General features: G+C 56.8%; 18 protein-coding genes and 1 pseudogene. 12 read left to right on the top strand and 7 right to left on the bottom strand.

The genetic code is table 11. The features are described from left to right. Positions 1-46: 46 nt before the first annotated feature. Positions 47-796 (bottom strand): SDR family NAD(P)-dependent oxidoreductase, encoded by a 750-nt coding sequence (locus N018_RS05170; protein ID WP_025388988.1) that lies wholly within the window; start codon positions 794-796, stop codon positions 47-49. A gap of 190 nt (positions 797-986) precedes the next feature. On the opposite strand from N018_RS05170, the gene N018_RS05165 reads away from it, so the two are divergent. The 6 genes and pseudogenes from N018_RS05165 (at position 987) to N018_RS05140 (ending at position 5,802) form a co-directional block, all read left to right on the top strand. Continuing rightward, positions 987-1,904 (top strand): LysR substrate-binding domain-containing protein, encoded by a 918-nt coding sequence (locus N018_RS05165; RefSeq protein ID WP_025388987.1) that lies wholly within the window; start codon positions 987-989, stop codon positions 1,902-1,904. A 243-nt stretch (positions 1,905-2,147) separates the two neighbouring features. Then, a pseudogene (locus N018_RS27925) lies at positions 2,148-2,336 on the top strand (hypothetical protein); the annotation flags it as partial. 327 nt (positions 2,337-2,663) lie between these two features. Beyond that, positions 2,664-2,957 carry a metal-sensing transcriptional repressor gene (locus N018_RS05155; RefSeq protein ID WP_025388986.1) on the top strand — a complete coding sequence of 98 codons (294 nt, stop codon included), beginning with the start codon at positions 2,664-2,666 and terminating at the stop codon, positions 2,955-2,957. A gap of 7 nt (positions 2,958-2,964) precedes the next feature. Beyond that, positions 2,965-3,867 (top strand): nickel/cobalt efflux protein RcnA, encoded by a 903-nt coding sequence (locus tag N018_RS05150; protein WP_025388985.1) that lies wholly within the window; start codon positions 2,965-2,967, stop codon positions 3,865-3,867. A 9-nt stretch (positions 3,868-3,876) separates the two neighbouring features. Next, positions 3,877-4,317, top strand: a complete 441-nt coding sequence (locus tag N018_RS05145) for a YqaA family protein (RefSeq protein ID WP_025388984.1) — start codon at positions 3,877-3,879, stop codon at positions 4,315-4,317. Positions 4,318-4,446: 129 nt separating this feature from the next. Further along, complete coding sequence (locus tag N018_RS05140; protein ID WP_025388983.1) at positions 4,447-5,802, top strand: Fic family protein; 1,356 nt, start codon at positions 4,447-4,449, stop codon at positions 5,800-5,802. On the opposite strand, the gene N018_RS05135 is transcribed toward N018_RS05140, so the two are convergent. The 4 genes from N018_RS05135 to N018_RS05120 all read right to left on the bottom strand — a co-directional run bounded on the left by N018_RS05135 (position 5,791) and on the right by N018_RS05120 (position 10,155). Then, positions 5,791-7,056, bottom strand: coding sequence for a right-handed parallel beta-helix repeat-containing protein (locus tag N018_RS05135; RefSeq protein ID WP_025388982.1), 1,266 nt, complete (start codon positions 7,054-7,056; stop codon positions 5,791-5,793). The genes N018_RS05140 and N018_RS05135 overlap by 12 nt on opposite strands. Positions 7,057-7,175: 119 nt before the next feature. After that, positions 7,176-7,622 (bottom strand): GNAT family N-acetyltransferase, encoded by a 447-nt coding sequence (locus N018_RS05130; RefSeq protein ID WP_025388981.1) that lies wholly within the window; start codon positions 7,620-7,622, stop codon positions 7,176-7,178. Positions 7,623-7,648: 26 nt separating this feature from the next. Beyond that, positions 7,649-8,797, bottom strand: a complete 1,149-nt coding sequence (yiaY, locus tag N018_RS05125) for an L-threonine dehydrogenase (protein WP_024647317.1) — start codon at positions 8,795-8,797, stop codon at positions 7,649-7,651. Between the two features lie 137 nt (positions 8,798-8,934). After that, the gene (locus N018_RS05120) at positions 8,935-10,155 is read right to left on the bottom strand and encodes a class I SAM-dependent methyltransferase (protein WP_025388980.1); all 1,221 of its coding nucleotides are present in this window, start codon (positions 10,153-10,155) and stop codon (positions 8,935-8,937) included. A 295-nt stretch (positions 10,156-10,450) separates the two neighbouring features. On the opposite strand from N018_RS05120, the gene N018_RS05115 reads away from it, so the two are divergent. Together N018_RS05115 and N018_RS05110 are read left to right on the top strand one after the other, a co-directional pair. Next, positions 10,451-11,662, top strand: coding sequence for an alpha-xenorhabdolysin family binary toxin subunit A (locus tag N018_RS05115; RefSeq protein WP_025388979.1), 1,212 nt, complete (start codon positions 10,451-10,453; stop codon positions 11,660-11,662). Between the two features lie 4 nt (positions 11,663-11,666). Further along, positions 11,667-12,683, top strand: coding sequence for an alpha-xenorhabdolysin family binary toxin subunit B (locus N018_RS05110; protein ID WP_025388978.1), 1,017 nt, complete (start codon positions 11,667-11,669; stop codon positions 12,681-12,683). 53 nt (positions 12,684-12,736) lie between these two features. On the opposite strand, the gene N018_RS05105 is transcribed toward N018_RS05110, so the two are convergent. After that, positions 12,737-13,354 carry a TPM domain-containing protein gene (locus N018_RS05105; RefSeq protein WP_025388977.1) on the bottom strand — a complete coding sequence of 206 codons (618 nt, stop codon included), beginning with the start codon at positions 13,352-13,354 and terminating at the stop codon, positions 12,737-12,739. A 25-nt stretch (positions 13,355-13,379) separates the two neighbouring features. Further along, positions 13,380-14,072 carry a TPM domain-containing protein gene (locus N018_RS05100; protein ID WP_038401025.1) on the bottom strand — a complete coding sequence of 231 codons (693 nt, stop codon included), beginning with the start codon at positions 14,070-14,072 and terminating at the stop codon, positions 13,380-13,382. 321 nt (positions 14,073-14,393) lie between these two features. Here N018_RS05100 and bglX point away from each other — a divergent pair, with 321 nt between their 5' ends. From bglX to N018_RS05080, 4 genes are all read left to right on the top strand, one after another. Further along, the gene (gene bglX, locus N018_RS05095; protein ID WP_025388975.1) at positions 14,394-16,691 is read left to right on the top strand and encodes a beta-glucosidase BglX; all 2,298 of its coding nucleotides are present in this window, start codon (positions 14,394-14,396) and stop codon (positions 16,689-16,691) included. A 69-nt stretch (positions 16,692-16,760) separates the two neighbouring features. Further along, the gene (locus N018_RS05090) at positions 16,761-18,518 is read left to right on the top strand and encodes an ATP-binding protein (protein WP_024647310.1); all 1,758 of its coding nucleotides are present in this window, start codon (positions 16,761-16,763) and stop codon (positions 18,516-18,518) included. Positions 18,519-18,524: 6 nt separating this feature from the next. After that, on the top strand, positions 18,525-19,859 hold the full coding sequence (locus tag N018_RS05085) for a sigma-54-dependent transcriptional regulator (RefSeq protein ID WP_024647309.1): 1,335 nt from the start codon (positions 18,525-18,527) through the stop codon (positions 19,857-19,859). A 225-nt stretch (positions 19,860-20,084) separates the two neighbouring features. Continuing rightward, positions 20,085-22,466 carry a PAS domain-containing protein gene (locus N018_RS05080; RefSeq protein ID WP_025388974.1) on the top strand — a complete coding sequence of 794 codons (2,382 nt, stop codon included), beginning with the start codon at positions 20,085-20,087 and terminating at the stop codon, positions 22,464-22,466. Positions 22,467-22,505 lie beyond the last annotated feature (39 nt).

Here is a 22,505-nt window from a genome sequence, read left to right as displayed (position 1 = left end):
ATCGTCGATCCAGAGCAACTTGGGCCGTTGAAGGCCCCCACAGTTATTAGTGAATAAGCATGCCGCCATTTACATCTAGCGTGATGCCTGTGAGGTACGAAGACAGGTCGCTGGCCAGGAACAGCGCAGCATTTGCGACATCTTGGGCTGCACCGAGGCGACCTAGCGGAATGCCTTCGATGATCGCGTGGCGGCGATCATCCTGCATCAAGCCGCCAGTGATGTCGGTATGAATCAAGCCGGGAGCAATAGAGTTGATGCGGATATTGTTCGGGCCGAACTCACGAGCCATTGCTTTACCGAGGCCCAAAACGCCTGCTTTTGCAGCGCTATAGTGGGGGCCTCCGAAAATACCGCCGCCGCGCTGGGCAGATACGGAGGACATGCAAACGATGCTGCCCGAGGATTGAGCACGCATGGTCGGAATGACGGCTTGTGACATCAACAGGGTGCCGCGCAGACTTACATCCAGGACTTTGTCGTAGTCGGAGGGGCGAATATCCAGGGTCTTGATAGGCTGAGTGATACCTGCGTTGTTAACCAGGACGTCAATTCGACCGAAATGCGCAATGACTTGAGCCACTGCCTGTTTGACCTGGTTCTCGTCTGCGACATTTGCAGAGAGGCCTAAGTGACCTTCACCGAGTGATGAAGCTGCGTCACGTGCTGCAGATTCATCAAGATCTAGAATGACTACGTGAGCACCATGTTGGGCGAAAATAACGGCAGTGGCGCGGCCAATGCCACGTTCTGATGCAGCGCCCGTGATGATTGCAACTTTGCCTTGAAGAAGCATGGGAATTACCTCTGATTGTTTTTATAGGTCGATTCACTGATCGATGCGTCAGATTGTTCCGCCCACGCGTCTTGAGCAATAACGCAAGCTTCACTGCTAGGTGAGGAAAATTCACCTCTCGTCAATCCATGCGCCAGATGATTGAATGGGAACTATCTCCTAGGCCATAACAACTACAAGCGGAGCGAACATGCCCCCAGGCGATAACGCACCTTTCAATCTGCCACCGCTGAAGGCTATTCAAGCCTTCGAGCAGACGGCCCGCTTTGGCAACCTCGCCAGAGCAGCGGAATTACTAGGGCTCACTCCATCAGCGATCAGCCACCAACTGGCAAATCTGGAAGCGATGATTGGCCGCCAGCTTTTTGTGCGCGGTGCACGTGGGGTGACCCTGACCCCAGTAGGCGAGCAGTATCTAAAAGACATTTCTGGCTTATTGCACAACCTGGAAGTAGCAACAGAACGGGCGACAAGTGATGTAAGCCTTGACTGCCTGCGACTTCATTCTTCGCCCAGTTTTGGTTTGCTATGGCTGATGCCGCGTTTGGAAGCCTTCCGAATCAGTCACCCGGATATCCAGATCAATCTGTCGTGTTCATATGAGTCTTTGCATTTCAGTCGGGACAAAATCGACGTCGACATCCGCCACGGCATGCCCAATTGGCCAAGCTATGAGGTGCGCACGGTACGCAATGAGGCGTTTTCAGTTCTGGCCGCCCCAAAGCTTTTGGAAAAACGTGCGATCAGGAGCGCAGCCGACTTGCTGGGCAGGGAGTTGATCCTCTCCGAGGCGACCCTTCTCAAATGGCCTGAATGGTTTGCCCAGCATGGACTGGCCAGGCCGGAGCAACCTTACGCGTTAAGCTTTGATCGGTCGTACATGACGCTGGAGGCCGCAAGTCACGGCCTGGGTTTTGCGCTCGAAAGCACGTTGCTTGCGCAAAAATATCTGGCTTCTGGGGCTCTAGTGGAAGTGGCGCCCGAGACACTAAGTGCTGCGGTGGCAGCTCACCATTTGGTTTTTCCTAAAGCGCATTCGGGCTTTCCAAGAGTCAGACGCTTTCTGGAGTGGATGGAGAGTGAACTGGGGCATGGCTTTGTGTTTTGACAGTTTCCGACGGCTAGTGTCAGTTACCGCAAAGCTCTACCCCCCAAACGGCATGTGGTAGAGGCATTACCTAGGCATACTCGCTTTAAGATGAGCCTTTCCGAGAGACACCTGGCGTGATGGCAGATGTCCCCTTTTTCTATGCTCATCTGATGAGCCTGGAAATGACCGGCTCGTGAACTGAGCAAGTGCCGCAGATCAAGGAGAGAGAGGATTCAGCCTACCTACACACCTACACATTAAAACGATCGCTTTCTTTCACGGAGCCAAGTGGAAGATGGCCTTGAGCAGGAGCTGATCAATCAGTTGAAGCAAGCCCATCGCTACGCGGCGAGTAAAGAGAGTGCCAATTACCTGCTGGACATTACTGGCCTGTACAAGCGACGCATAGGCGACTCCAAAGGTGGGTTGATAACGCTCATTGCCGACGATATTAAAGACATTCCCTCGCGCTGATATCACGCGCAAACAACCTGACACGATCAAAAAACCGCTTCGGCGGTTTTTTATTGATTTCAATTCCTCCCAAAAGCCATCCGCCCGGGCATCCCGTCTTGCGTAGCCAAACAGGTTTCCGGTTGTGCGGCAGTCACTGACCAGGCGCAGCTCGCGTGGTGAAAAACGGGCCCGCAAGATGATTCTTGTACGCTTGGCACTTGCAGTAATGACCCTCTCTAAAACACTCCGCAACACGTTGACCATATCCCCCCCAGGGGGATACTGTGTCTACAAGATAATTCAGCCAGACAGGCTCAAAAAATGAGTGAACACGAACACCCACCTAACCATACCCACCAGTCCCACGAGGCGATTATCAAGCGCCTCAAGCGTGCAGACGGTCACTTGCGAAGCATCATCGCCATGATCGAAGACGGTCGTGAATGCGTGGACATTGCTCAACAGCTTCATGCTGTCGAGAAGGCGGTGTGTCAGGCGAAACGCACACTGATTCAGGATCACATCGATCACTGCCTTGAAGACACCATGGGCGCACTTGCCAAAGGCGAGCGGGCACCACTGGAAGCCTTCAAGCAAATCACCAAATACCTGTAGGTTGCACATGCCTGACTTTGCCAATCTGTTGCAGCAAGGTGGTTCCCACGCCTGGCTGTATTTCCCCAGCGCCATCCTGTTGGGGGCCTTGCACGGCCTGGAGCCGGGCCACTCCAAAACCATGATGGCGGCGTTCATCGTGGCCATTCGGGGATCGGTAAAGCAGGCGGTGATGCTTGGCTTAGCGGCGACGCTCTCGCATACCGCGGTTGTCTGGCTGGTCGCTATCGGCGGCATGTATCTGGGCCAAGGGCTGGATGCAGAAACCACGGAGCCCTACTTTCAGCTCGCGTCTTCAGCGCTGATCATCGCTATTGCACTCTGGATGCTGTGGCGCACATGGCGTGGCGAGCAGCTGTTTAAATCTGAAGAAGAAAACGCTGCTCACAGTGACCACCACGACCACGACGAGACACACCGCATACACATCGGTCACAGCCACGATCATGATCTGGACTTCCAGGAACATCACCATGGCCATCACCATGATCACAGCGATCTGAGCGGTTTGGAGCTGACTGCCGAGGGCTATCAGGATGCGCACGAGAAGGCCCATGCCGACGACATCCGCAAGCGCTTCACCCACCGTGAGGTCAGTAACAGTCAGATCCTGATGTTTGGTTTGACTGGAGGGCTCATCCCTTGCCCGGCAGCAATCACCGTTTTGCTGCTGTGCCTGCAAGTGAAGCAAGTCACGCTGGGGGCCGCGATGGTGCTGTGTTTCAGCATGGGTCTGGCAATCACCCTGGTGACGGTCGGGGCCGCCGCCGCTATCGGCGCCCGCAAGGCGTCAAACCGTTTCCCCTGGCTCAATGCCGCAGCTCGGCGAGCGCCTTATTTCTCCAGCGTGCTAATCATCTGCGTAGGGGTATACGTAGGTATCCACGGCTGGAACGGTCTGTATTCGTGAGATGACATCGTGTTCGAGCTGACCAGCTATTTGGGCCTCTTTGGTGTGGCGTTCGGCGCCGCCACGCTCCTGCCACTGCAATCTGAAGCCGTATTGGTCGGCATGCTCCTTTCAGAGCACTACGTCACAATCCTTCTCTTGCTGGCTGCAACGACGGGGAATGTGCTGGGCTCGGTGGTGAACTGGTACCTGGGTCGCTCAATTGAACGCTTTCGACACAAACGCTGGTTTCCCGTCAGCGAGCACCACCTCGACAAAGCGCAAAGCACGTATGCACGCTTTGGCCGTTGGTCATTGCTATTCAGCTGGGTGCCGGTCATCGGCGACCCGATTACCCTGATCGCAGGTGTCATGCGTGAGCCCCTGTGGCGTTTCCTGCTCGTGGTCACCCTCGCAAAAGGCCTGCGTTACCTGACGCTGACAGCGATTACGTTTGGCTGGGGGGGCTAGATGACGAGTTCTACGAAGCGGCTCTGACTTTAAAAGCGGTTTCGGCGTTTTGGAGATTTCAATTTCACCCAAAATTGAAATACCACCTCAATCTACGTATCCTCCATTTCAAATTACCGGAAATTTGAAATGACCATCAAATCGCCGCCCAGGCTCATCCAGAATCCATTCGCCAGAATTATCAAGGACCATGCCGATCAGGCAGACGCCTACCTCGAGCTTGCGCAACCCTTCGATGCACAAGGGCGCTACCTGCATTTTGACAAACTGCGTTTCAGATTTCCGAAATCGCTGGATACCGATCTTGCCTGGTCGGTCGTCAGGCAAGCCAGAAATCGCCAGTTGGGCATGGCCATTTCCCTTGGGGAGCCGTCAACGCTCTGCGGGTTTCTCTATACGCCTGCGATGCAGATGGCGGTGTCTGCCTGCGACCAGAATACGACCAATGCGACGCTGGAATGGATGAATGCCAGGTTTGGAGAGTCCAGGCAATTGAAGTACCTGCTCAACGATCTGATCGAAGACGAAGCCATCAGCAGCAGTCAGCTCGAAGGCGCCGCAACGACTACCCAGTTGGCGAAAGAACTGTTGAAGCGCAAACGTGGCGCCCGAACACCCGATGAAAAGATGATCATCGGTAACTTCCGGATGATGCAACATGCCTGGGAATGCCGGAACGAAGCGCTTTCACTTGAGTTGATAACCGACCTGCACCAAGTGGGCGTCGAGGGGATCGAAGATGAGCGCTACCGCCCAGGCGAATTTCGGTCTGTTGATGACATTGTCGTCGAGGACGGCAATGGCAACAGTGTTCACCAGCCGCCGCCTGCTCGAGGGTTGTCGCAGCGGCTTCAATCAGTCATTGACTGGATCAATACCGACCACACAAATATCGACAGTACTCCCTACATCCATCCGTTGATAAAAGCGGTCATTCTCCACTTTGTCATCGGTTTTGAGCATCCCTTTCATGATGGCAATGGTCGAGTCGCAAGGTCATTGTTTTACTGGTATCTGTTCAAATCCGACTTTGGCGGATTCAGGTATATCGCTATCAGTACGCTGCTGAAAATCGCCCCCGTCAAATACGGAAGAAGCTACTTGTACACTGAAACTGATGATATGGACCTGACGTATTTTATCGACTATCAGTGCCAGATCGTTGCAAGGGCCATCAAGGAGTTCACGAAAAATCATGAGGCAGCCGTTGCCGCGATTGATCAGTTCAATGCGTTTCTCTACACGTCCGGGCTGTATGCAAAACTGTCCGACAAGCAAAAAATCATCTTTAACGTAGCCAGGTCCACCAGTAACCAGTCGTTTACAGTGACCGATGTCAAAGACAACATTGGATGCGCTTACAACACAGCCGCGACCGCCCTCAACGGCTTGGTAGAGCTCAAGCTGTTCAGTAAAACCAAGACCGGCAACGAGTGGGTTTACTCGATGATCGATACAACGCAGATAGTGAAATCATGGCAGTAAACCCACACTGACCTTCCCCACCCCCGCCTCCCCGGGCACCCGCGCCCAGGCCTCTTCTGCCGCAACCGGCACCGCCAGATACTGCCGATACGCCTTGAATGCCTGCAACGCCGACTCATCCTGGGGACGATAGTCATCACCACTGCTGCGCTGCCGGTTCGCAACACAGGCTCTGCCAATCACGCTCTTACAGGCATCGCTCGCGGCCGCTGAAACCGGCTCGAACAAGGCGAACGCCGTGCCCGGTTGGTCTGTATCGTTGAACAGCGGATGAGCCACATTCTCGAAGTCGTTCCCTTCAACCAGCAGCTGTGAGGATGACGTTCGCGACATTATTGCGCCCTGGTAGGTCATGCGTTGAAAAACGTTATTGACCAGTTGAGCGCGGATTTGAGCATTGTTCATGCCTCCGGAATGGGGCGCTCTGCCGGAGGTGTCGTGTATATAGTTTCTCGACAGCGTCAGCGTGTCCTGGCTGCCAAGGAACAGCCAGACCCAGTAATGATGACCATCACAGGTAGACGAGTAAGGCGTTCGGCCGTCGAATTCATTGCTGGAAATGGTGACGTGTGAAGCAGTGCCCCAGCCCGTGACGATCATCTGCCTGCCAATCCGCGCAAAGGTGTTGTGATCGATCCAGACACCATCGGCCTTGTTCAGGGTAAGCGCATCGCCACCCCATACGACATGTGGGTTGATATCCGAAAGCGTCAGGTTGCGAACGATCACGTTGTGCGCGCCGTCACCAATGAACAGACCTGCTCCCTGAATGCCGGCCTTGTTGCCGACTCCGATCAGGGTCTTGTTCGAGCCGACTTTCAGGGGTTTCAGCCCGGCGTTGTCGTAAGTCACCCTGACCGGCGGTCTTGACTGGCAGAAGTTGTTGGCACCGTTGAGTGCGAGTTGCTCACCGCCCTGCGGGCAGGGTTTCACTACGCAACCCGGTTCGGTGGTTTCAGCGCTACCACTGGAAACCAGACTTCCGCGAAAGTCGAACAGGTGGTCCAACACAATCACTCGCGACGTGTCATCGGTGCAGGCGCCGCGCGAGTCATAAGATGCACAGAGTGCTGATCGAAGCTCATCCAGTGTGGCCGGATGCACTGCAGCGGCAGACCCACCACCGGTTACCCCTTTGGCAAAGCCTTCCGGCACGTCTGCTGCCTGCGAGTATCGCGCCCCTGACAGGACCAGCACTAACGTGAGGGCACCTCTTAGATAACTGCCTTGCAACAGAGAGCGCAGAGGCCTCATCGGTTGAACTCCCAGGCCTGTTCGCGGGAATCGCGAGGACAACCTGAATGCTATACGGACTGTGGCTTGGCTTAATGCGGTTCCACGGCTTTTGTCAGCCTTCGTTCAGGCATTATCACTCATGAAAACACCATCTCCATCTTGACGCTGTCGATTCCGCAACCATGCCCGTCGGTTTCGACCGAGACTGCCGCAAACCCAAGATTCGAGTAGAACCCCTGAACATGCTGGCTGGTGTTGATGTAGGCACGGGTAACGCCCGGTAAAGCCTTCATGACATCCAGCCGGGCCTCGGTGAGCAAACGGCCCAGGCCGCTGCCGTGGCGATTGCTGTCGACCATGCCCCAGATCAGCTCGGCCACTGAGGGGTCCGATAACACCAGGTATCCACCGCAGGCCACAACCTCGCCATCACGCTCCACCACGAAGTAGTGACCCAGCGGCGCCATCAGGAAACTGGCGAATCGCTCGCGCTCCTTTGGGTCAAAGTAACGCGGCACGTTGGTATCAAAAATGTGCAGACAACTGTCACGGTCTGTAAGGGTGTAGGGCCGAAGCATGTCCATGTGCGAGCCTGTTTTTTTGCGAATGATTAAAGTGCCTGACGAAATATATCCTGAATCTGGTCACGATTCGCTGGGCGCGGGTTGGTCAGGCCACAGGCATCTTTCAGCGCGTTGGCAGCCAGCATCGGAAAGTCCTCTTCCCTCACGCCCAGCGCCGTCAAGCCTGCCGGAATCTCTACGGCGGCAGACAGCGCACGGATGGCTTCAATGGCTGCCTGGGCGCCCTCTTCTGGAGACAGGCCGCGAATGTTGGCGCCCATGGCATGCGCGACATCGGTCAGGCGTGCAGCACTGACGCTGGCATTGAAGCGCTGTACATGAGGCAACAAAACGGCGTTGCACACGCCATGAGGCAAATCATAGAAGCCACCCAATTGATGCGCCATGGCGTGCACGTAGCCCAGCGACGCATTGTTGAATGCCATGCCCGCGAGGAACTGGGCATAGGCCATATTCTCGCGCGCCGTGATGTTTGTCCCGTTGCTGACCGCTTCACGCAGGTTGTTGGCGATCAACGCCATGGCCTGCAACGCACAGGCGTCAGTGATCGGGTTGGCGGCGGTTGAAACGTAGGCTTCGATGGCGTGTGTCAACGCGTCCATGCCGGTGGCCGCTGTCAGCGACTTGGGCATCGCAACCATCATGTTCGGGTCGTTTACCGACAACAGCGGCGTAACATTGCGGTCGATGATGGCCATTTTCACGTGACGGGCTTCATCGGTGATGATGCAGAAGCGGGTCATCTCGCTGGCGGTTCCGGCCGTGGTGTTGATGGCGATCAGCGGCAACTGAGGTTTTGCCGAACGGTCGACACCTTCGTAGTCGCTGATATGCCCACCATTGCTGGCACACAGGGCGATACCCTTGGCGCAGTCGTGAGGCGAGCCGCCGCCCAGAGAAATCACGAAGTCGCACTGCCGTTCCTGCAACAAGGCCAGGCCTTTCTCGACGTTGGCGATGGTCGGGTTGGGCCTGGCGCCGTCATACACCACCGAGTCGATGCCCTGTTCGACCAGCAGCCCTGCAACCTGGCTCGCCACTCCGGCCTTGGCCAGACCTGCATCAGTGACGATCAGCGCCTTGCGAAATCCGTATTTGCGGATGGCTTGCATCGCCTCATCAATGCAGCCGGTGCCGATGATGTTCACAGCGGGGATGAAAAAGGTGCTGATCATGACGGACCTCGTGGTTGGCTCGGATGCTTGTGCAATAGCTCAAGCATCTGCTTTACGCGAGGTGTAACCATTGACCCAGAGCAATGAAGTGGTCAGGTTGCTGGCCACTGGTCGCAGGATGCCCGGCCAGACTCTCTTCAGCCAAGATAACCATCGGCCTGCAGCAACGTCTCCAGGCAATGCTCGGTGATGCCATAGAACGTCTTGAGTTCCTGAATGCGCGCCAGCAACAGCGCTGGATTGACGGGCTCGGCGCGTTTGACGGCGAGAATCATCTTGTTCTTGTTGGTGTGCTCCAGCGAGATGAACTCGAACACTTTGGTCTCGTAACCGCATGCCTCCAGCAACAGCGCACGCAGGCTGTCGGTGACCATTTCTGCCTGCTGGCCCATGTGCAGACCGTATTGCAGCATCGGTTTCAACAAGGCAGGACTCTGGATCTGCAAACGAATCTGTTTGTGGCAGCACGGTGAGCACATGATGATTGAGGCGCCGGAGCGAATGCCCGTATGAATGGCGTAGTCTGTGGCGATGTCACAGGCGTGCAGCGCGATCATCACGTCCAGCGCACTGGGCGCCACCGTACGCACGTCACCATGCGCAAAGGTGAGGCCCGAATGATCGAGCTTCGCAGCCGCCTCGTTGCACAGCGTCACCATGTCTTCGCGCAGCTCGACACCGGTCACCTGCCCTTGCGCCTGCAAGGTGTTACACAGGTAATCGTGGATGGCGAATGTCAGATAACCCTTGCCTGAGCCGAAATCTGCGACCTTGATCGGCTGATCGAGCTTGAGCGGCGATGAGCCCAGCGCATGGGAAAACACTTCGATGAACTTGTTGATCTGCTTCCATTTTCGCGACATGGCCGGAATCAGCTCATGTTGCCTATTGGTCACGCCAAGGTCGGTCAGGAATGGCCGGGTAAGCTCCAGATAGCGCTTCTTCTCCCGATCATGCCCTGCCGAAGGGGCCTGGCGCTCCTGCTGAGCCTTGCTTTTGAACAGCGTCGTCTTGCCCTTCTTGCTGAACTCCAGCTGCACCTCGTCGGTCAGCGACAACAGGTGCGCGTTCTTGAACGATTCCGGTATCAGCCCGGCGATCACGGCCACAGCTTCGCCAAGCGGAAAGTTCTTGGTGATATCGCGCGTCTTGTAGCGATACACGAAGCTCAGGCACGGCTGCTCTTTGACCATCAGCGGCTTGATGATGACCCGCTGCAACTCGGCTTCGCTGCCCACGTATTTGGCCAGGACCAGCTTGATGAGCGAGTTCTGCGACAGGGTGGTGTCCAGAAGACCAAGGAACTGCGCGAGGTGCTCAGACGCAGCTGTGAGTGGCGCGGGAGTGTTGACTGACATTAAAGGGTGCCTCGAACGTCCCGAGCGGGACTTGAAAAAATCAGGCGCACATTTTAGCCCGTGACGGATTGCCGGGCACCCTTATTTTTGCGGAACCACAGAGGCTGTCCGCATTTGCCTACATCGAATATTGAAATATACATAAACGGTAAAAGTATCGCTGCCAAGTTTCATTATTAAACCTTGAACCGCGAGCAACTCTCTCTATATTGACGCTCAGTTGAAAGCGATCGATCAGACGATATAAAACATGAGCATTGGCTCTACCGTACTCATTGCATAAGGACCGTGCATTATGATTAATCCAGTAAAAACCTTTATAACCGAGGACCTCGCACGCGTTACAACAAAACCCGTCGAATACCTGAGAGTGACACTTGAAGATGAAAAGAATGAAGGCCGTAGTCCTGGCCTGATTCTGACCAAGGAAGACGTGCTCAGTTTAAAGCGCTATGAGCGACAAGGTCTGAATCTACCCACCACGCTGGCACTCACGGAACAGTACCTGGGCTTCAAAAAAAGCGGCATCCCCGGACTTGAGCCAAAAGATGTCATGGACACTTACATCACCATCAATCGGCATGCCAGAAGCTGGTCGCCAATAGAAAATGCTATCAAGACCAACGGCTTCGATATAGGGATATTTGCCGATCATTTCGTGAGACAGGGTGGTCTGATTATCACCCATATCGAAAGAATGGACATCATCGAACAGTTGACCCTGACGATTGCCGACTTGAAGCTTGAGGACATCAGCGGCCTGAAGTCCTTGCCACTTAGCTCAACAGAAAAGCAAGTGTGTGGCGCCCTGTCCAGTTTGCTGACCCAAATGGCCGGAAGAATAGACATGCATCGCCACTCAGCGGAGCTTCTGACTGAAGAAATAAACACCTTCAGCAACACCCTGAACACGGAGATTATGCCGAGCATTCAACACAAGGTAACCCTTTCGAGCAACTCGGAGCTGGATCAGGAGATCCGGGATCTGGAAAGTGATATCGATCAGTTAACACGCGATATCGAACAAAAGGCCAAAGAATATACGAAGGCCAAGAACAGTATTGCCTGGGGCGGCTTTGGAGGCCCCATCGGTGTCGCCATTACCGGAGGAATATTCGGCAGCCAGGCAGAAAGGATACGCAAGGACAAGAATCGGTTGATCCATATCAAAACCGCCAAGGTCCAACAACTCAAGGAAAAGCGCCCTCTTGCGGCGGCTATCCTCAGCCTGCAGTTAATGTCCGAAGACATGAACCTGCGCATGCAGGATGCTCAGCAGGGCGCAACTAACCTGAAAGACGTCTGGGCCTTATTGTCGTCCTACATCAAGAGCTCTGCTCAGGAACTGGCGACCATAGAGGACGATCACGCACTGTTCATTTTCGCGTTTCATTTCCAGGGGGTGATCTCACCGTGGCTGGAAATCAGAAATATTTCGACCGAGCTACTGAACATCTTTGAACGTGCACTGGACCAGTTCAAGTCAGGCAAAGACATCACTCAATAAGGATATTACCGTGAACGCACACACCCTCTCTAGCAGTATGGAACTTACCCCGCCCGGCACCCGAATCATGGAGTCCGCTCGGCAGAATATCTACGACCACGTCATGTCGTTGCAGTTGGACTTCTTACCGGTCATGAAAGAAAAGCTGCTGCCTCTTCAAAGGGCTCTCAGTCATGCCGAGGCGCTGTGGGGTGAACACCTGTCCGCCATCGTGGCGCAACTGCGTAGCGTCAATCTGGCACCGATTGACTTGAAACAGCAGCAGATCGAAGCGCACGCTGACTTGAGTGATCTGCAGAAACAGCAGGCCATTCGTATGCTGAACGTCGAGCGTACTCGTCAACTTACAGGGCTGACAGCCATCATCCTTAAAGCGGCCAACGCCATCGCCGAAAGCAGCGATGACATGCAACAGATCAACCTGAAGCTGGACGACAGCCGCGTGCAGAGTACGCTGCAGAAGCACGTTGATCACTTGACTCAGCGCGTGACCGATCTGGACATCCGGATGAGCGTGATCGCCGAAGACCGACGCCTGTTGGATGAAGCGATCAAGACGTACGAGAAATACAATCTGGCAGATCTTTTCAAAGACCAGCTCCCCACCGCAGAAGAACTGGCGCTGATCAATGTACCGTCACCAGAGATTGCCCTTCTACAAGCCGGGATTGCCCGACTCGGAAAGCTGCTGGGAAAAATCAGCGACGCAATCAATTATTCAGAGCTGACCGGAGAGCGCGACAAGTTGAGGCAGCGTTACAACACGCTGCTGAACGAGTCGCGTGCCAACGCTCAGGAAATCAAGGCCGCCCTGTTCAAACTTGAAGAGTTGACACTGTTGTCACGCGTCGAGCAGAGCAAAGAGGCCTGGGCTCAGGAGGCTAAACACATGTATCGATCGCTGTATCGCTTTCTGGACAAGAGCGCACAGCAAGACGACTCAACGGTTTCGGTCAGCGAGCACGTTGCACAATTGAAGGCTTACCTGAAATCGTTCCACGATATCAACCGCACGCTCTGATCCCCCCCTATTAAAAAGGCAGGTGTCGATAAAGTAGACGCCTGCCTTCGCTTTTAGCCGAGCACCACCAACCTGTTCGGTAATTCATTCCTGCCGTGGGTCACGGGCACATGATCGGCAAGCAGCTCGCCACAGGCATGGATGCAGCCGAGAAAACCTTGCAGGGTCTGCCCGTCTTTCACCTGCTGGGTAAACACATCGACCATCGCCTTCCACGTGTCGTCATGGAGGCGGCTGGCGATGCCATGATCAACCAGAATTTCGACATAACGCTCGGCTTCGCTGACGAACACCAGAATGCCGGTTCCGTCGTGGGTCTTGTGCAGGTTCTGTTCAAGAAACTGGCGACGGGCGAGATTACCTGCCCGCCAGCGCCTGACCGAGACAGGCACCAGCAACGCTGAGACCTTGGACAGGCGGCACACCAGCGCCACGATAATGAACGTGCTCATCTGCGCGAGCATCAACTCGTCCGCGCTCATCAATTGAAGGCAGTAATTGATCGTGCCCGGCAACAGCAGGCCGATCAGCCCGGCCCAGATCAGCGGCATGTAGGCATAGTCGTCAGCGCGAGCGGCCAGCACCGTGACCAGCTCGGCGTCAGTGCGCTGCTCGACGCGGTCAATCGCTTCGGCGACCTGCCGCTGTTCGTCTTTGTTCAGTAAAGCCATGGTTCCCTCATTCCGAATCCATCAACTACCAATTGCCTGAAGCACCGCCACCGCCGAAACGTCCGCCACTGCGATCAGCGGCTCTTTCACGGCGGGGCCGGGTGGCGCCGCCGCGTCTGACGCTGATGATTACAATCCCCAACACGATGAGGGTCAACACGATACCAATCAGCCAGACATGGTCGTCATTGGTCTGCTCGTCATACTCAGACATCTGCATTGTCGGCTCGGGATAATCGGGTATCTGCCCACCCAATGCCGCGATGACCGCGCGCGTACCGCGTTCTATGCCGACGGCAAACCGGTTGTCGTCAAACTCTGGGGTCATCAGCATGTCGATGATCAGAGACGTCTGGGCGTCATTGAGACGATCCTTCAGCGCACCGCCGACTTCCATGAAGACCTTGCGCTTGTCTCGATAGACCACCAGCAGAACACTGTCATCCTTGCCGTGCAGCCCCAGGCCCCAGGCGTCACCGAGTCGAGAGCCGAACTCTTCGATGCTCGTGCCCTGCAAATCAGCGAGGGTCACGACCACCACCCGCTCCCCGGTCGCCTTTTCATGGGCACGCAGAAGTCTGGCCAGACGAACCGTAGTCTGGCTGTCGAGCATTTGTGCGGCATCCACCACACTGCCGGTCATCGGCGGAAACACCAGTGCTGATGGCTCTGCCTCGGCACGCAATACCCCTCCCAACAGCATCACCACGTACAACATCCACTGTGAAACAGACTTCAAAATCCAGACCTCCGGTGTTTTTTTGAATCCATTGAAACGACACGCCTTAGCCAAAACACAAGTTCCCCGGCATAATCGACCGCCAACACCTGACGCGGTCACTATTTGATTGAACAGGGTCTGTACAAAAATCAATCAAACCGCCATTTTTGTACACACCTTGGGGAGACTTCGTACCGTGAAGCGGATGGCAACTATCCTTGCTTCAAGTGCGAACCATAACGCCAAAGGTCCATAACCCAAAAACTGGCTGTCGGACATTAAACGCGAGTTACCGGCAAAAGCCTTGAGAAATCATTCATGAATAAGCTGTGTTTATTAAGTTTGCTGGTCGGCATGGCCAGTCAGTCAGTGATGGTCCAGAGCGCCTCTGCCGCGGACAATACAACGCTTCAGGCCAAGAATGCCTTCATCGGCAAACTCATGAAGCAAATGACTCTGGACGAAAAGATCGGTCAGTTGCGACTCATCAGCATCAGTTCGGAAATGCCGCAGCCACAGATTCTCAAGGAAATTGCCGCTGGCAGAATCGGCGGCACGTTCAACTCCATTACCCGTTCGGAAAATCGTCCGCTTCAGGAAGCCGCAGTCGCCAAAAGCCGTCTGAAAATTCCGATGTTCTTCGCCTACGACGTAATTCACGGTCACCGCACGATTTTCCCGATCAGCCTGGGCATGGCCGCCAGTTGGGACATGGACGCCATCGCAACAATGGGGCGGATCTCGGCCAAAGAAGCCAGTGCCGACAGTATCGACATGACCTTCGCGCCGATGGTGGATATTTCCCGTGACCCACGCTGGGGCCGCAGCTCGGAAGGCTTCGGTGAAGATACCTATCTGGTGTCGCGAATTTCCGATGTGATGGTCAGGTCCTTCCAGGGCAAGAACGTTGCCGCCAACGACAGCATCATGGCGGCGGTCAAACACTTCGCCTTGTATGGCGCCGTAGAAGGCGGCCGTGATTACAACACCGTGGACATGAGCATGACGCGCATGTATCAGGACTATCTGCCGCCCTACAAGGCCGGTATCGATGCCGGTGCTGGCGGCATCATGGTCGCGCTCAACTCGATCAACGGGATCCCGGCGACCTCCAACAAATGGTTGATGCAAGACCTGTTGCGCAAGGACTGGGGCTTCAAGGGCGTGACCATCAGTGACCACGGCGCGCTCAAGGAATTGATCGACCACGGCGTGGCCAAGGATTACCGCGAAGCTGCCAAACTGGCAATCAAGGCGGGCGTCGACCTGAGCATGAACGACGCGGCCTATGGCGAGCAGTTGCCAGGGCTGGTGAAAGACGGCGAGGTTTCCATGAAGGAAATCGACAACGCCGTGCGTGAAGTGCTGGGTGCCAAATACGACATGGGCCTGTTCGCTTCACCTTACGGTCGCATAGGCGTTGCCGCCGATGACCCTGCCGATACCTATTCCGACGACCGCCTGCACCGCGCCGAAGCTCGCGATGTCGCGCGCAAGACGCTGGTACTGCTGAAAAACCAGAACGACACCCTGCCGCTAAAGAAGCAAGGCACCATCGCAGTCATCGGCGGACTGGCACAGAGTCACCTCGATATGCTCGGCAGTTGGTCGGCAGCGGGTCGTGCCAATCAGTCAGTCACCGTATACGAAGGTCTGGCCAATGCCGTCGGCGACAAGGCCAAACTGGTCTATGCCCGCGGTGCCAACGTCAGCGACAACGAACATGTCCTGACCTACCTGAACTTCATCGAGAAGGAAGTGGAGATTGACCCACGTCCGGCTCAGGAAATGATCGACGAAGCGGTCAAGGTCGCCGAACAGGCCGATGTCGTGGTTGCCGTAGTGGGCGAGTCGCGCGGCATGTCCCACGAGTCGGCCAGCCGCAGCAGCCTGAACATTCCGGGTAAACAGCGTGATCTGATCAAGGCGCTCAAGGCCACCGGCAAGCCGCTGGTGCTGGTACTGATGAATGGCCGTCCGCTGGTGCTGGTCGACGAACAGGAACAGGCCGATGCCATGCTTGAAACCTGGTTCCCGGGCACCGAAGGCGGCAATGCGGTAGCTGACGTGCTGTTCGGCGATTACAACCCGTCGGGCAAACTGGCCATGACGTTCCCGCGTTCGATTGGCCAACTGCCGGTCTACTACGCGCACCTGAACACCGGTCGCCCGTATCACGAAGGCAAGCCGGGCAATTACACCTCGCACTATTTCGAAGAGCCAAATGGCCCGCTGTTCCCGTTCGGTTATGGTTTGAGCTACACGCAATTCGACGTTTCGGATGTCAAGCTGTCGGACGCCACTATGCAGCGCAAGGGCAAGCTGACCGCCAGCGTTACCGTGAAGAACACCGGCAAGGTCGCGGGTGCAACCATTGTGCAGTTGTACTTGCGTGACATTACCGCGTCGATTAGCCGTCCGGTGAAAGAGCTGAAAAACTTCGAGAAGGTCATGCTTGAGCCAGGCGAGGAGAAGGTGGTTACCTTTACCCTCAGCGAGAACGACCTGAAGTTCTTCAATCCTGAACTCAAGTACGCTGCAGAGCCTGGCGAATTCAAGGTCATGATCGGCCTGGATTCGGAGGCGGTGAAAGAAGCGACGTTCAATCTGCTGTAACGCCCCTCCCCGGCGTATTGGCTGGCAACCGCTTGCCAATACGCCAGCGGATTCCGTTCAGGCGGCACCATGACGATCAAGCATCGCTACTGGCGACTTTCCTTGTACGTGCTGCTGATTCTGGCGGGGGCCGCCCTGTCGGCCAGCCTGGCCATGCGTCAGGCTCAGCGCCACGCACTTGCAGAAGATGCAGCGCGGGGCAGCGAACAACTGGCGCTGTACGCCAATACCCTGCACACCCTGATCGAACGCTACCGCGCCCTGCCCTCGGTCCTGGCACTGGACCCCGAAATTCGTGCAGCGCTGAGCGGTCCGGTGACCGATGACGTGCAACGCGCGCTCAATATCAAGCTGGAAAAAATCAACAGCGCGGCCCACTCATCGACCCTTGAGTTGCTTGATGCAAACGGGCTGGCCATCGGTGCGAGCAATTGGCGCACACCCAATAGCTACGTCGGCCATAACTACGGCTTTCGCCCCTACTTTCTGCAAACCCGTGCCAAGGGCAGCGGGCGCTTCTACGCGGTCGGCGTGACCACGGGGATTCCCGGTTACTTTCTGTCCAGTGCAGTGGTGAACGATGCAGGCATCTTCAGTGGCGCGATGGTCGTGAAACTGGAGTTTCCCAACCTTGAGCAGGAATGGGGTCAGGGCGACGACCTGCTGCTGGTCAGTGATGAGAAAGGCATCGTGTTCATCGCCAATCGACCCGACTGGCGTTATCACGAACTGTTGCCCATCCCCGTCGAGGGCCGGGCCAATCTGCTGCGCACTCGCCAATACGACAAAAAACCTCTATCGCCGCTGCGCAGTCGGATCATTGATCGCTTCGGCATCAACAGTCATTTGAGCCGTGTTGAAGGACCGGACGGCACGGCTGACTATCTCTGGCAATCACTGCCGCTGCCCGACGAACAGTGGACCCTGCACCTGCTGCGCAAGCCGCCGGCCTCCAGCGAAGACATGCGCAATGCCGGGCTCGCCGCTGCTGGCATCTGGCTGGCGCTGGTGTTTCTCGGCCTGTTTCTTTATCAACGCTGGCGCCTGGCGCGATTGCGCGAACGCAGCCGGGACGAGCTTGAGCAACTGGTTCAGGAGCGCACCCGCGATCTGCAAACCGCGCAGGACGGCCTGGTGCAATCGGCCAAGCTGGCTGCGCTGGGGCAGATGTCGGCAGCGCTGGCCCACGAAATCAATCAACCGCTGACAGCCCAGCGCATGCAACTGGCAACCTTGCGCCTGCTGCTTGATCAAGGCCGCATTGACGAAGCCTGCAAGGCGCTGACTGCAGTGGATCAGCAGCTGACGCGCATGGCCGCACTGACCGGCCACTTGAAAACCTTCGCCCGCAAGAGCCCCAGTGGCTTGCGCGAGCGGCTGGACCTGGCGACGGTGGTCGAGCAGGCGTTGCAGTTACTTGAACCGCGCCTGCGGGAAGACCACATCGACTGCGTGCTGCACCTGCCGCACCCGGCCTGGGTGCGCGGTGATGCCATACGTCTCGAACAGGTGCTGATCAATCTGCTGCGCAACGCGCTGGATGCCATGCGTGACTGCACCACCCGGCGTCTCGAAGTGCGCATTGATGCGCTCGACCCGCATTGGCGACTCAGCGTCAGGGACAGCGGGACCGGCATCGCCCCGGACAATCTGGCTAACATTTTCGATCCGTTCTTTACCACCAAACCGGTAGGCGACGGTCTGGGCCTCGGTCTGGCCGTTTCCTACGCCATCATTCACCAACTGGGCGGGCAACTGACCGCAGAAAACCATGCCGATGGCGCGGTGTTCTGGTTCTGCCTGCCCAATGACGCTCTGGAGACCTGACCCGGCATGTTGAACTCGGTCATCGTGGTAGACGACGAAGCGCCCATCCGGCAAGCCGTCGAACAGTGGCTGACCCTTTCAGGTTTCGAGGTGCAGGTGTTCGCCCGCGCCGAAGAATGCCTGAGCTGCGTGCCGGAACACTTTCCCGGCGTGGTGCTGACCGACGTGCGCATGCCGGGCATGAGCGGTCTGGAGCTGCTGAGCCAGCTGCAAGGCCTGGACCGCGACTTGCCGGTCATCCTGCTGACCGGCCATGGCGACGTGCCGATGGCGGTCGAGGCCATGCGCGAAGGTGCGTATGACTTTCTGGAGAAACCGTTCAGCCCTGAAACCCTGATCAGCAACCTGCGTCGCGCCCTGGAAAAACGTCAACTGGTGCTGGAAAACCGCCGTTTGCATGAGCAGGCCGACGCACGCACCCGGCTGGACGCCACCCTGCTCGGCACCTCGCCCAGCCTGCAAACCCTCCGCCGTCAGGTGCTGGACCTGTCGCAGCTGCCGGTCAATGTGGTGATCAGAGGCGAAACGGGCAGCGGCAAGGAGCTGGTCGCCCGCTGCCTGCATGACTTCGGCCCGCGCGCAGGCAAGCCTTTTGTTGCCCTCAACTGCGCAGCCATCCCGGAACACCTGTTCGAGGCCGAGCTGTTCGGCCACGAAAGCGGCGCGTTCACCGGCGCACAAGGCAAGCGCATCGGTCGTCTGGAATACGCCGACGGTGGGACGGTGTTTCTCGATGAGATAGAAAGCATGCCGATGGCACAACAGGTCAAGCTGCTGCGCGTGCTGCAGGATAAACGCCTGGAGCGGCTGGGCTCGAATCAAAGCATCGAAGTCGACCTGCGGATCATTGCCGCCACCAAGCCAGACCTTCTTGAGGAGGCGCGTGCCGGACGCTTTCGGGAAGACCTCGCGTATCGCCTGAATGTGGCCGAGCTGCGCCTGCCGCCCTTGCGTGAACGCCGGGAGGACATTCCTCAACTGTTCAGCCACTTCGCCAGATCCGCCGCCGAACGTCTGAACCGGGATGCGCCGTCCCTCAGCGCTGCGCGTCTGAGCCAGTTGCTCAGCCATGACTGGCCCGGCAATGTTCGCGAGCTGGCCAATGCAGCCGAGCGTCAGACGCTCGGGCTGGAGCTGACACCTTCAGCGCCCGACAGCGCCGTGCAGGGGCAATCATTGGCGGCCCGTCAGGAAGCCTTCGAAGCGCAATGCCTGCGCGCTTCGCTGACCCGCCATAAAGGCGACATCAAAGCCGTGCTCGGCGAATTGCAACTGCCACGCCGGACGCTGAACGAGAAAATGCAACGTCATGCCCTAACACGGGAAATGTTCCTCAATTGAGGACTTCAGGCTCGACCTGCTTCTTCTTCAAGGGCATAACCGAACATTTCCGGCTGCACCGGGTCTGCTTACTGATCGCGGTCGCATTCGATAGCGATCGCCGAGTCAGACAAGGCATAATGACACTACTTCTGCTTTAACCATTCAGCTCACTTTGGCAGCCCGAAAGATGGGACATTTTCTACCGTGAATACTCCCCTCGACCTCCCACTGGGAGGCGGCGAAATGGGCCGGCTTATCCGCGAGACAGACTGGTCGATGTCTGCAATGGGGCCGAAGCACACATGGCCTGCAGCTTTGTTGTCTTCGATGAACCTGATGCTCAACTGTCCGGACAGCATGTACCTGCTCTGGGGGCAGGATTTCACACTGTTTTTCAACGACGCCTATTGCCCGGTCCTGCCCGTCGAGGCTCAACAGGCACAGGGGCAACCCATCGCGTCCGTATGGGGCGATGCGTGGGAAGCGGTTCGCCATTTGGCCGAGCAGGCGCTCGCCGGGCACAGTTGCAGGTCCGACGACATTCAGCGCACCGTCATCCGCAATGGCAAATCCGTACAGACCTGGTGGTCGCTTTCCTACTCACCCCTCTACGGCGACACGGGGCAGATCGAGGGCGTATTCAGCCGAGTCAACGAAACCACTTCTCAGGTTCTTGCCAAAGCCCGGCAAAATGAAAACGAAGCGTTCACCGACCGCGTTTTGTCGAGCATCAACGACTGCATCAAAGTACTGGATCTCGACTCGCGCCTGACCTTCATGAGTGAAGGCGGTCAGCGGATCATGGAAGTCAGCGATTTCAACGCGATTCGCGGCTGTCCATGGCCGGACTTCTGGCAGAACCAGGGCAATCTGGACGCTATTGCTGCCGTCGAAGCCGCCCGCGCCGGACAAAGCGCCAGCTTCATGGGCTCGGCGCAAACGCTGGGTGGCAATGTCAAATGGTGGCATGTGCAGGTCAGCCCTATTTTTGGCAAGGACGGCAAACCGGAAAAGATACTTTGCGTATCCAGGGACATCACTCAACTCAGGGACGCCGAGGAAGCGCTGCTTTCCCTGAACGAAACCCTGGAGCAGCGTGTGATCGAACGCACCCGGGATCGCGACCGCATCTGGCGGCTGTCTACCGATCTGATGCTGGTCGCGCAATTTGACGGCATCATTTCGGCGGTCAATCCGGCATGGACTCAGGCTTTGGGCTGGTCGGAAGAACAATTGCTCGACAGTCAATTCCTCGCGCTGGTGCATCCGGACGATATCGACAGCACCCTCGCTGCCATGAGCGGGCTGGAAAACGGTAAAACCATCCCCCATTTCAAGAATCGCTACCGTCATCAGGACGGTTCATACCGGACCATCGCCTGGACTGCTGTTCCGGACAATGAATTCATTCACGCTGTCGGCCGTGATATCCAGGCCGAAGAAGCCGCCAACGAGGCATTGAGGGTTTCCCAGGAAGCACTTCATCAAGCCCAGAAACTGGAAGCCATCGGCCAGTTGACCGGCGGCGTGGCGCACGATTTCAACAATCTGCTGACGGTTATCCGCTCCTGCACCGACCTGCTGAAATCCACCAGCCTCGACGAACTGCGGCGCATTAAATATGTGGAAGCCATTTCCAGTACAGTCGACCGCGCGGCTCGTCTGACCGGACAATTGCTGGCCTTTGCCCGCCGTCAGGCATTGCAGCCGGAAGTCTTCGATGTCTGCAAAAGCGTGGCGCGGATCGGCGAAATGATGGACACCCTCACCGGCTCGCGCATTCAGGTTCACATCGACCTGCCTGCAGATCCTTGCTTTATCTTTGCCGACGGCAGCCAGTTCGATACGGCGCTGGTCAACATGGTAGTCAATGCCCGCGACGCCATGGCGGGTTCCGGTCGCCTGACCATCAAGGTCGAACGCTCGGCCTGCTCTTCCAGCGAACTGGCGCCTTCGCTCAGCGAAGGCGACTACGTGACGGTGTCCTTGACCGATACCGGGTCAGGCATCCCCAAAGACAAACTGGGGCTGATCTTCGAACCGTTCTATACCACCAAGAGTATTGGCCAGGGCACCGGGCTGGGCCTGTCGCAGGTCTTCGGCTTTGCCAAGCAATCGGGTGGCGAAGTGCTGGTCGAGAGTGAACTGGGCAGCGGCAGCCGTTTTACGTTATGCCTGCCCAGCGCACAAAATCAAGAAATCGCCCCGGAAAACCAACACTACGTGCTCTCCGCGCCTCCTGGCCTGTGCGTGTTGATGGTCGAAGACAATCAGGACATTGGCACCTACACCTGCCCGATGCTCGAACAACTCGGCTTTCAGGTGCTCTGGGTATCCAGCGCCCGCGAGGCACTGCAAGAGCTGTCCGGCAACCCTGAAAACTTCCACGTGGTGTTTTCCGATATCGCCATGCCGGGAATGAGCGGGCTGGAGCTGTACACAGAAATCGAAGCGCGCTATCCGTGGATGCCGGTGGTTCTGACCACTGGCTACAGCACCGAATTCGCCTCCATTGCTCAGGACGAAACACATCGCTTCGACCTGTTGCAAAAGCCCTATTCCAGAGATGATCTGGCAGCCCTTCTGTACAAGGCCGTGCGCCGCAGCGGGGAGCAGCAATACTGAACACGCAGTTGCAGGCACTGAAAAACACCTTGATTTAGA

It is taken from the genome of Pseudomonas syringae CC1557 (assembly GCF_000452705.1).
GTDB classification, from domain to species: Bacteria; Pseudomonadota; Gammaproteobacteria; order Pseudomonadales; family Pseudomonadaceae; genus Aquipseudomonas; species Aquipseudomonas syringae_F.
Note: the sequence above shows the minus strand (reverse complement) of the source record. Positions and strands in the feature narration are given on the sequence as shown.

Excerpts from the sequence above, each read along its gene's own strand:
- N018_RS05170 (WP_025388988.1), bottom strand. The coding sequence starts at position 796 with ATGCTTCTTCAAGGCAAAGTTGCAATCATCACGGGCGCTGCATCAGAA.
- N018_RS05165 (WP_025388987.1), top strand. The coding sequence starts at position 987 with ATGCCCCCAGGCGATAACGCACCTTTCAATCTGCCACCGCTGAAGGCT.
- N018_RS05155 (WP_025388986.1), top strand. The coding sequence starts at position 2,664 with ATGAGTGAACACGAACACCCACCTAACCATACCCACCAGTCCCACGAG.
- N018_RS05150 (WP_025388985.1), top strand. The coding sequence starts at position 2,965 with ATGCCTGACTTTGCCAATCTGTTGCAGCAAGGTGGTTCCCACGCCTGG.
- N018_RS05140 (WP_025388983.1), top strand. The coding sequence starts at position 4,447 with ATGACCATCAAATCGCCGCCCAGGCTCATCCAGAATCCATTCGCCAGA.
- N018_RS05135 (WP_025388982.1), bottom strand. The coding sequence starts at position 7,056 with ATGAGGCCTCTGCGCTCTCTGTTGCAAGGCAGTTATCTAAGAGGTGCC.
- N018_RS05130 (WP_025388981.1), bottom strand. The coding sequence starts at position 7,622 with ATGGACATGCTTCGGCCCTACACCCTTACAGACCGTGACAGTTGTCTG.
- yiaY (WP_024647317.1), bottom strand. The coding sequence starts at position 8,797 with ATGATCAGCACCTTTTTCATCCCCGCTGTGAACATCATCGGCACCGGC.
- N018_RS05120 (WP_025388980.1), bottom strand. The coding sequence starts at position 10,155 with ATGTCAGTCAACACTCCCGCGCCACTCACAGCTGCGTCTGAGCACCTC.
- N018_RS05115 (WP_025388979.1), top strand. The coding sequence starts at position 10,451 with ATGATTAATCCAGTAAAAACCTTTATAACCGAGGACCTCGCACGCGTT.
- N018_RS05105 (WP_025388977.1), bottom strand. The coding sequence starts at position 13,354 with ATGGCTTTACTGAACAAAGACGAACAGCGGCAGGTCGCCGAAGCGATT.
- N018_RS05100 (WP_038401025.1), bottom strand. The coding sequence starts at position 14,072 with ATGTTGTACGTGGTGATGCTGTTGGGAGGGGTATTGCGTGCCGAGGCA.
- bglX (WP_025388975.1), top strand. The coding sequence starts at position 14,394 with ATGAATAAGCTGTGTTTATTAAGTTTGCTGGTCGGCATGGCCAGTCAG.
- N018_RS05090 (WP_024647310.1), top strand. The coding sequence starts at position 16,761 with ATGACGATCAAGCATCGCTACTGGCGACTTTCCTTGTACGTGCTGCTG.
- N018_RS05085 (WP_024647309.1), top strand. The coding sequence starts at position 18,525 with ATGTTGAACTCGGTCATCGTGGTAGACGACGAAGCGCCCATCCGGCAA.
- N018_RS05080 (WP_025388974.1), top strand. The coding sequence starts at position 20,085 with ATGGGCCGGCTTATCCGCGAGACAGACTGGTCGATGTCTGCAATGGGG.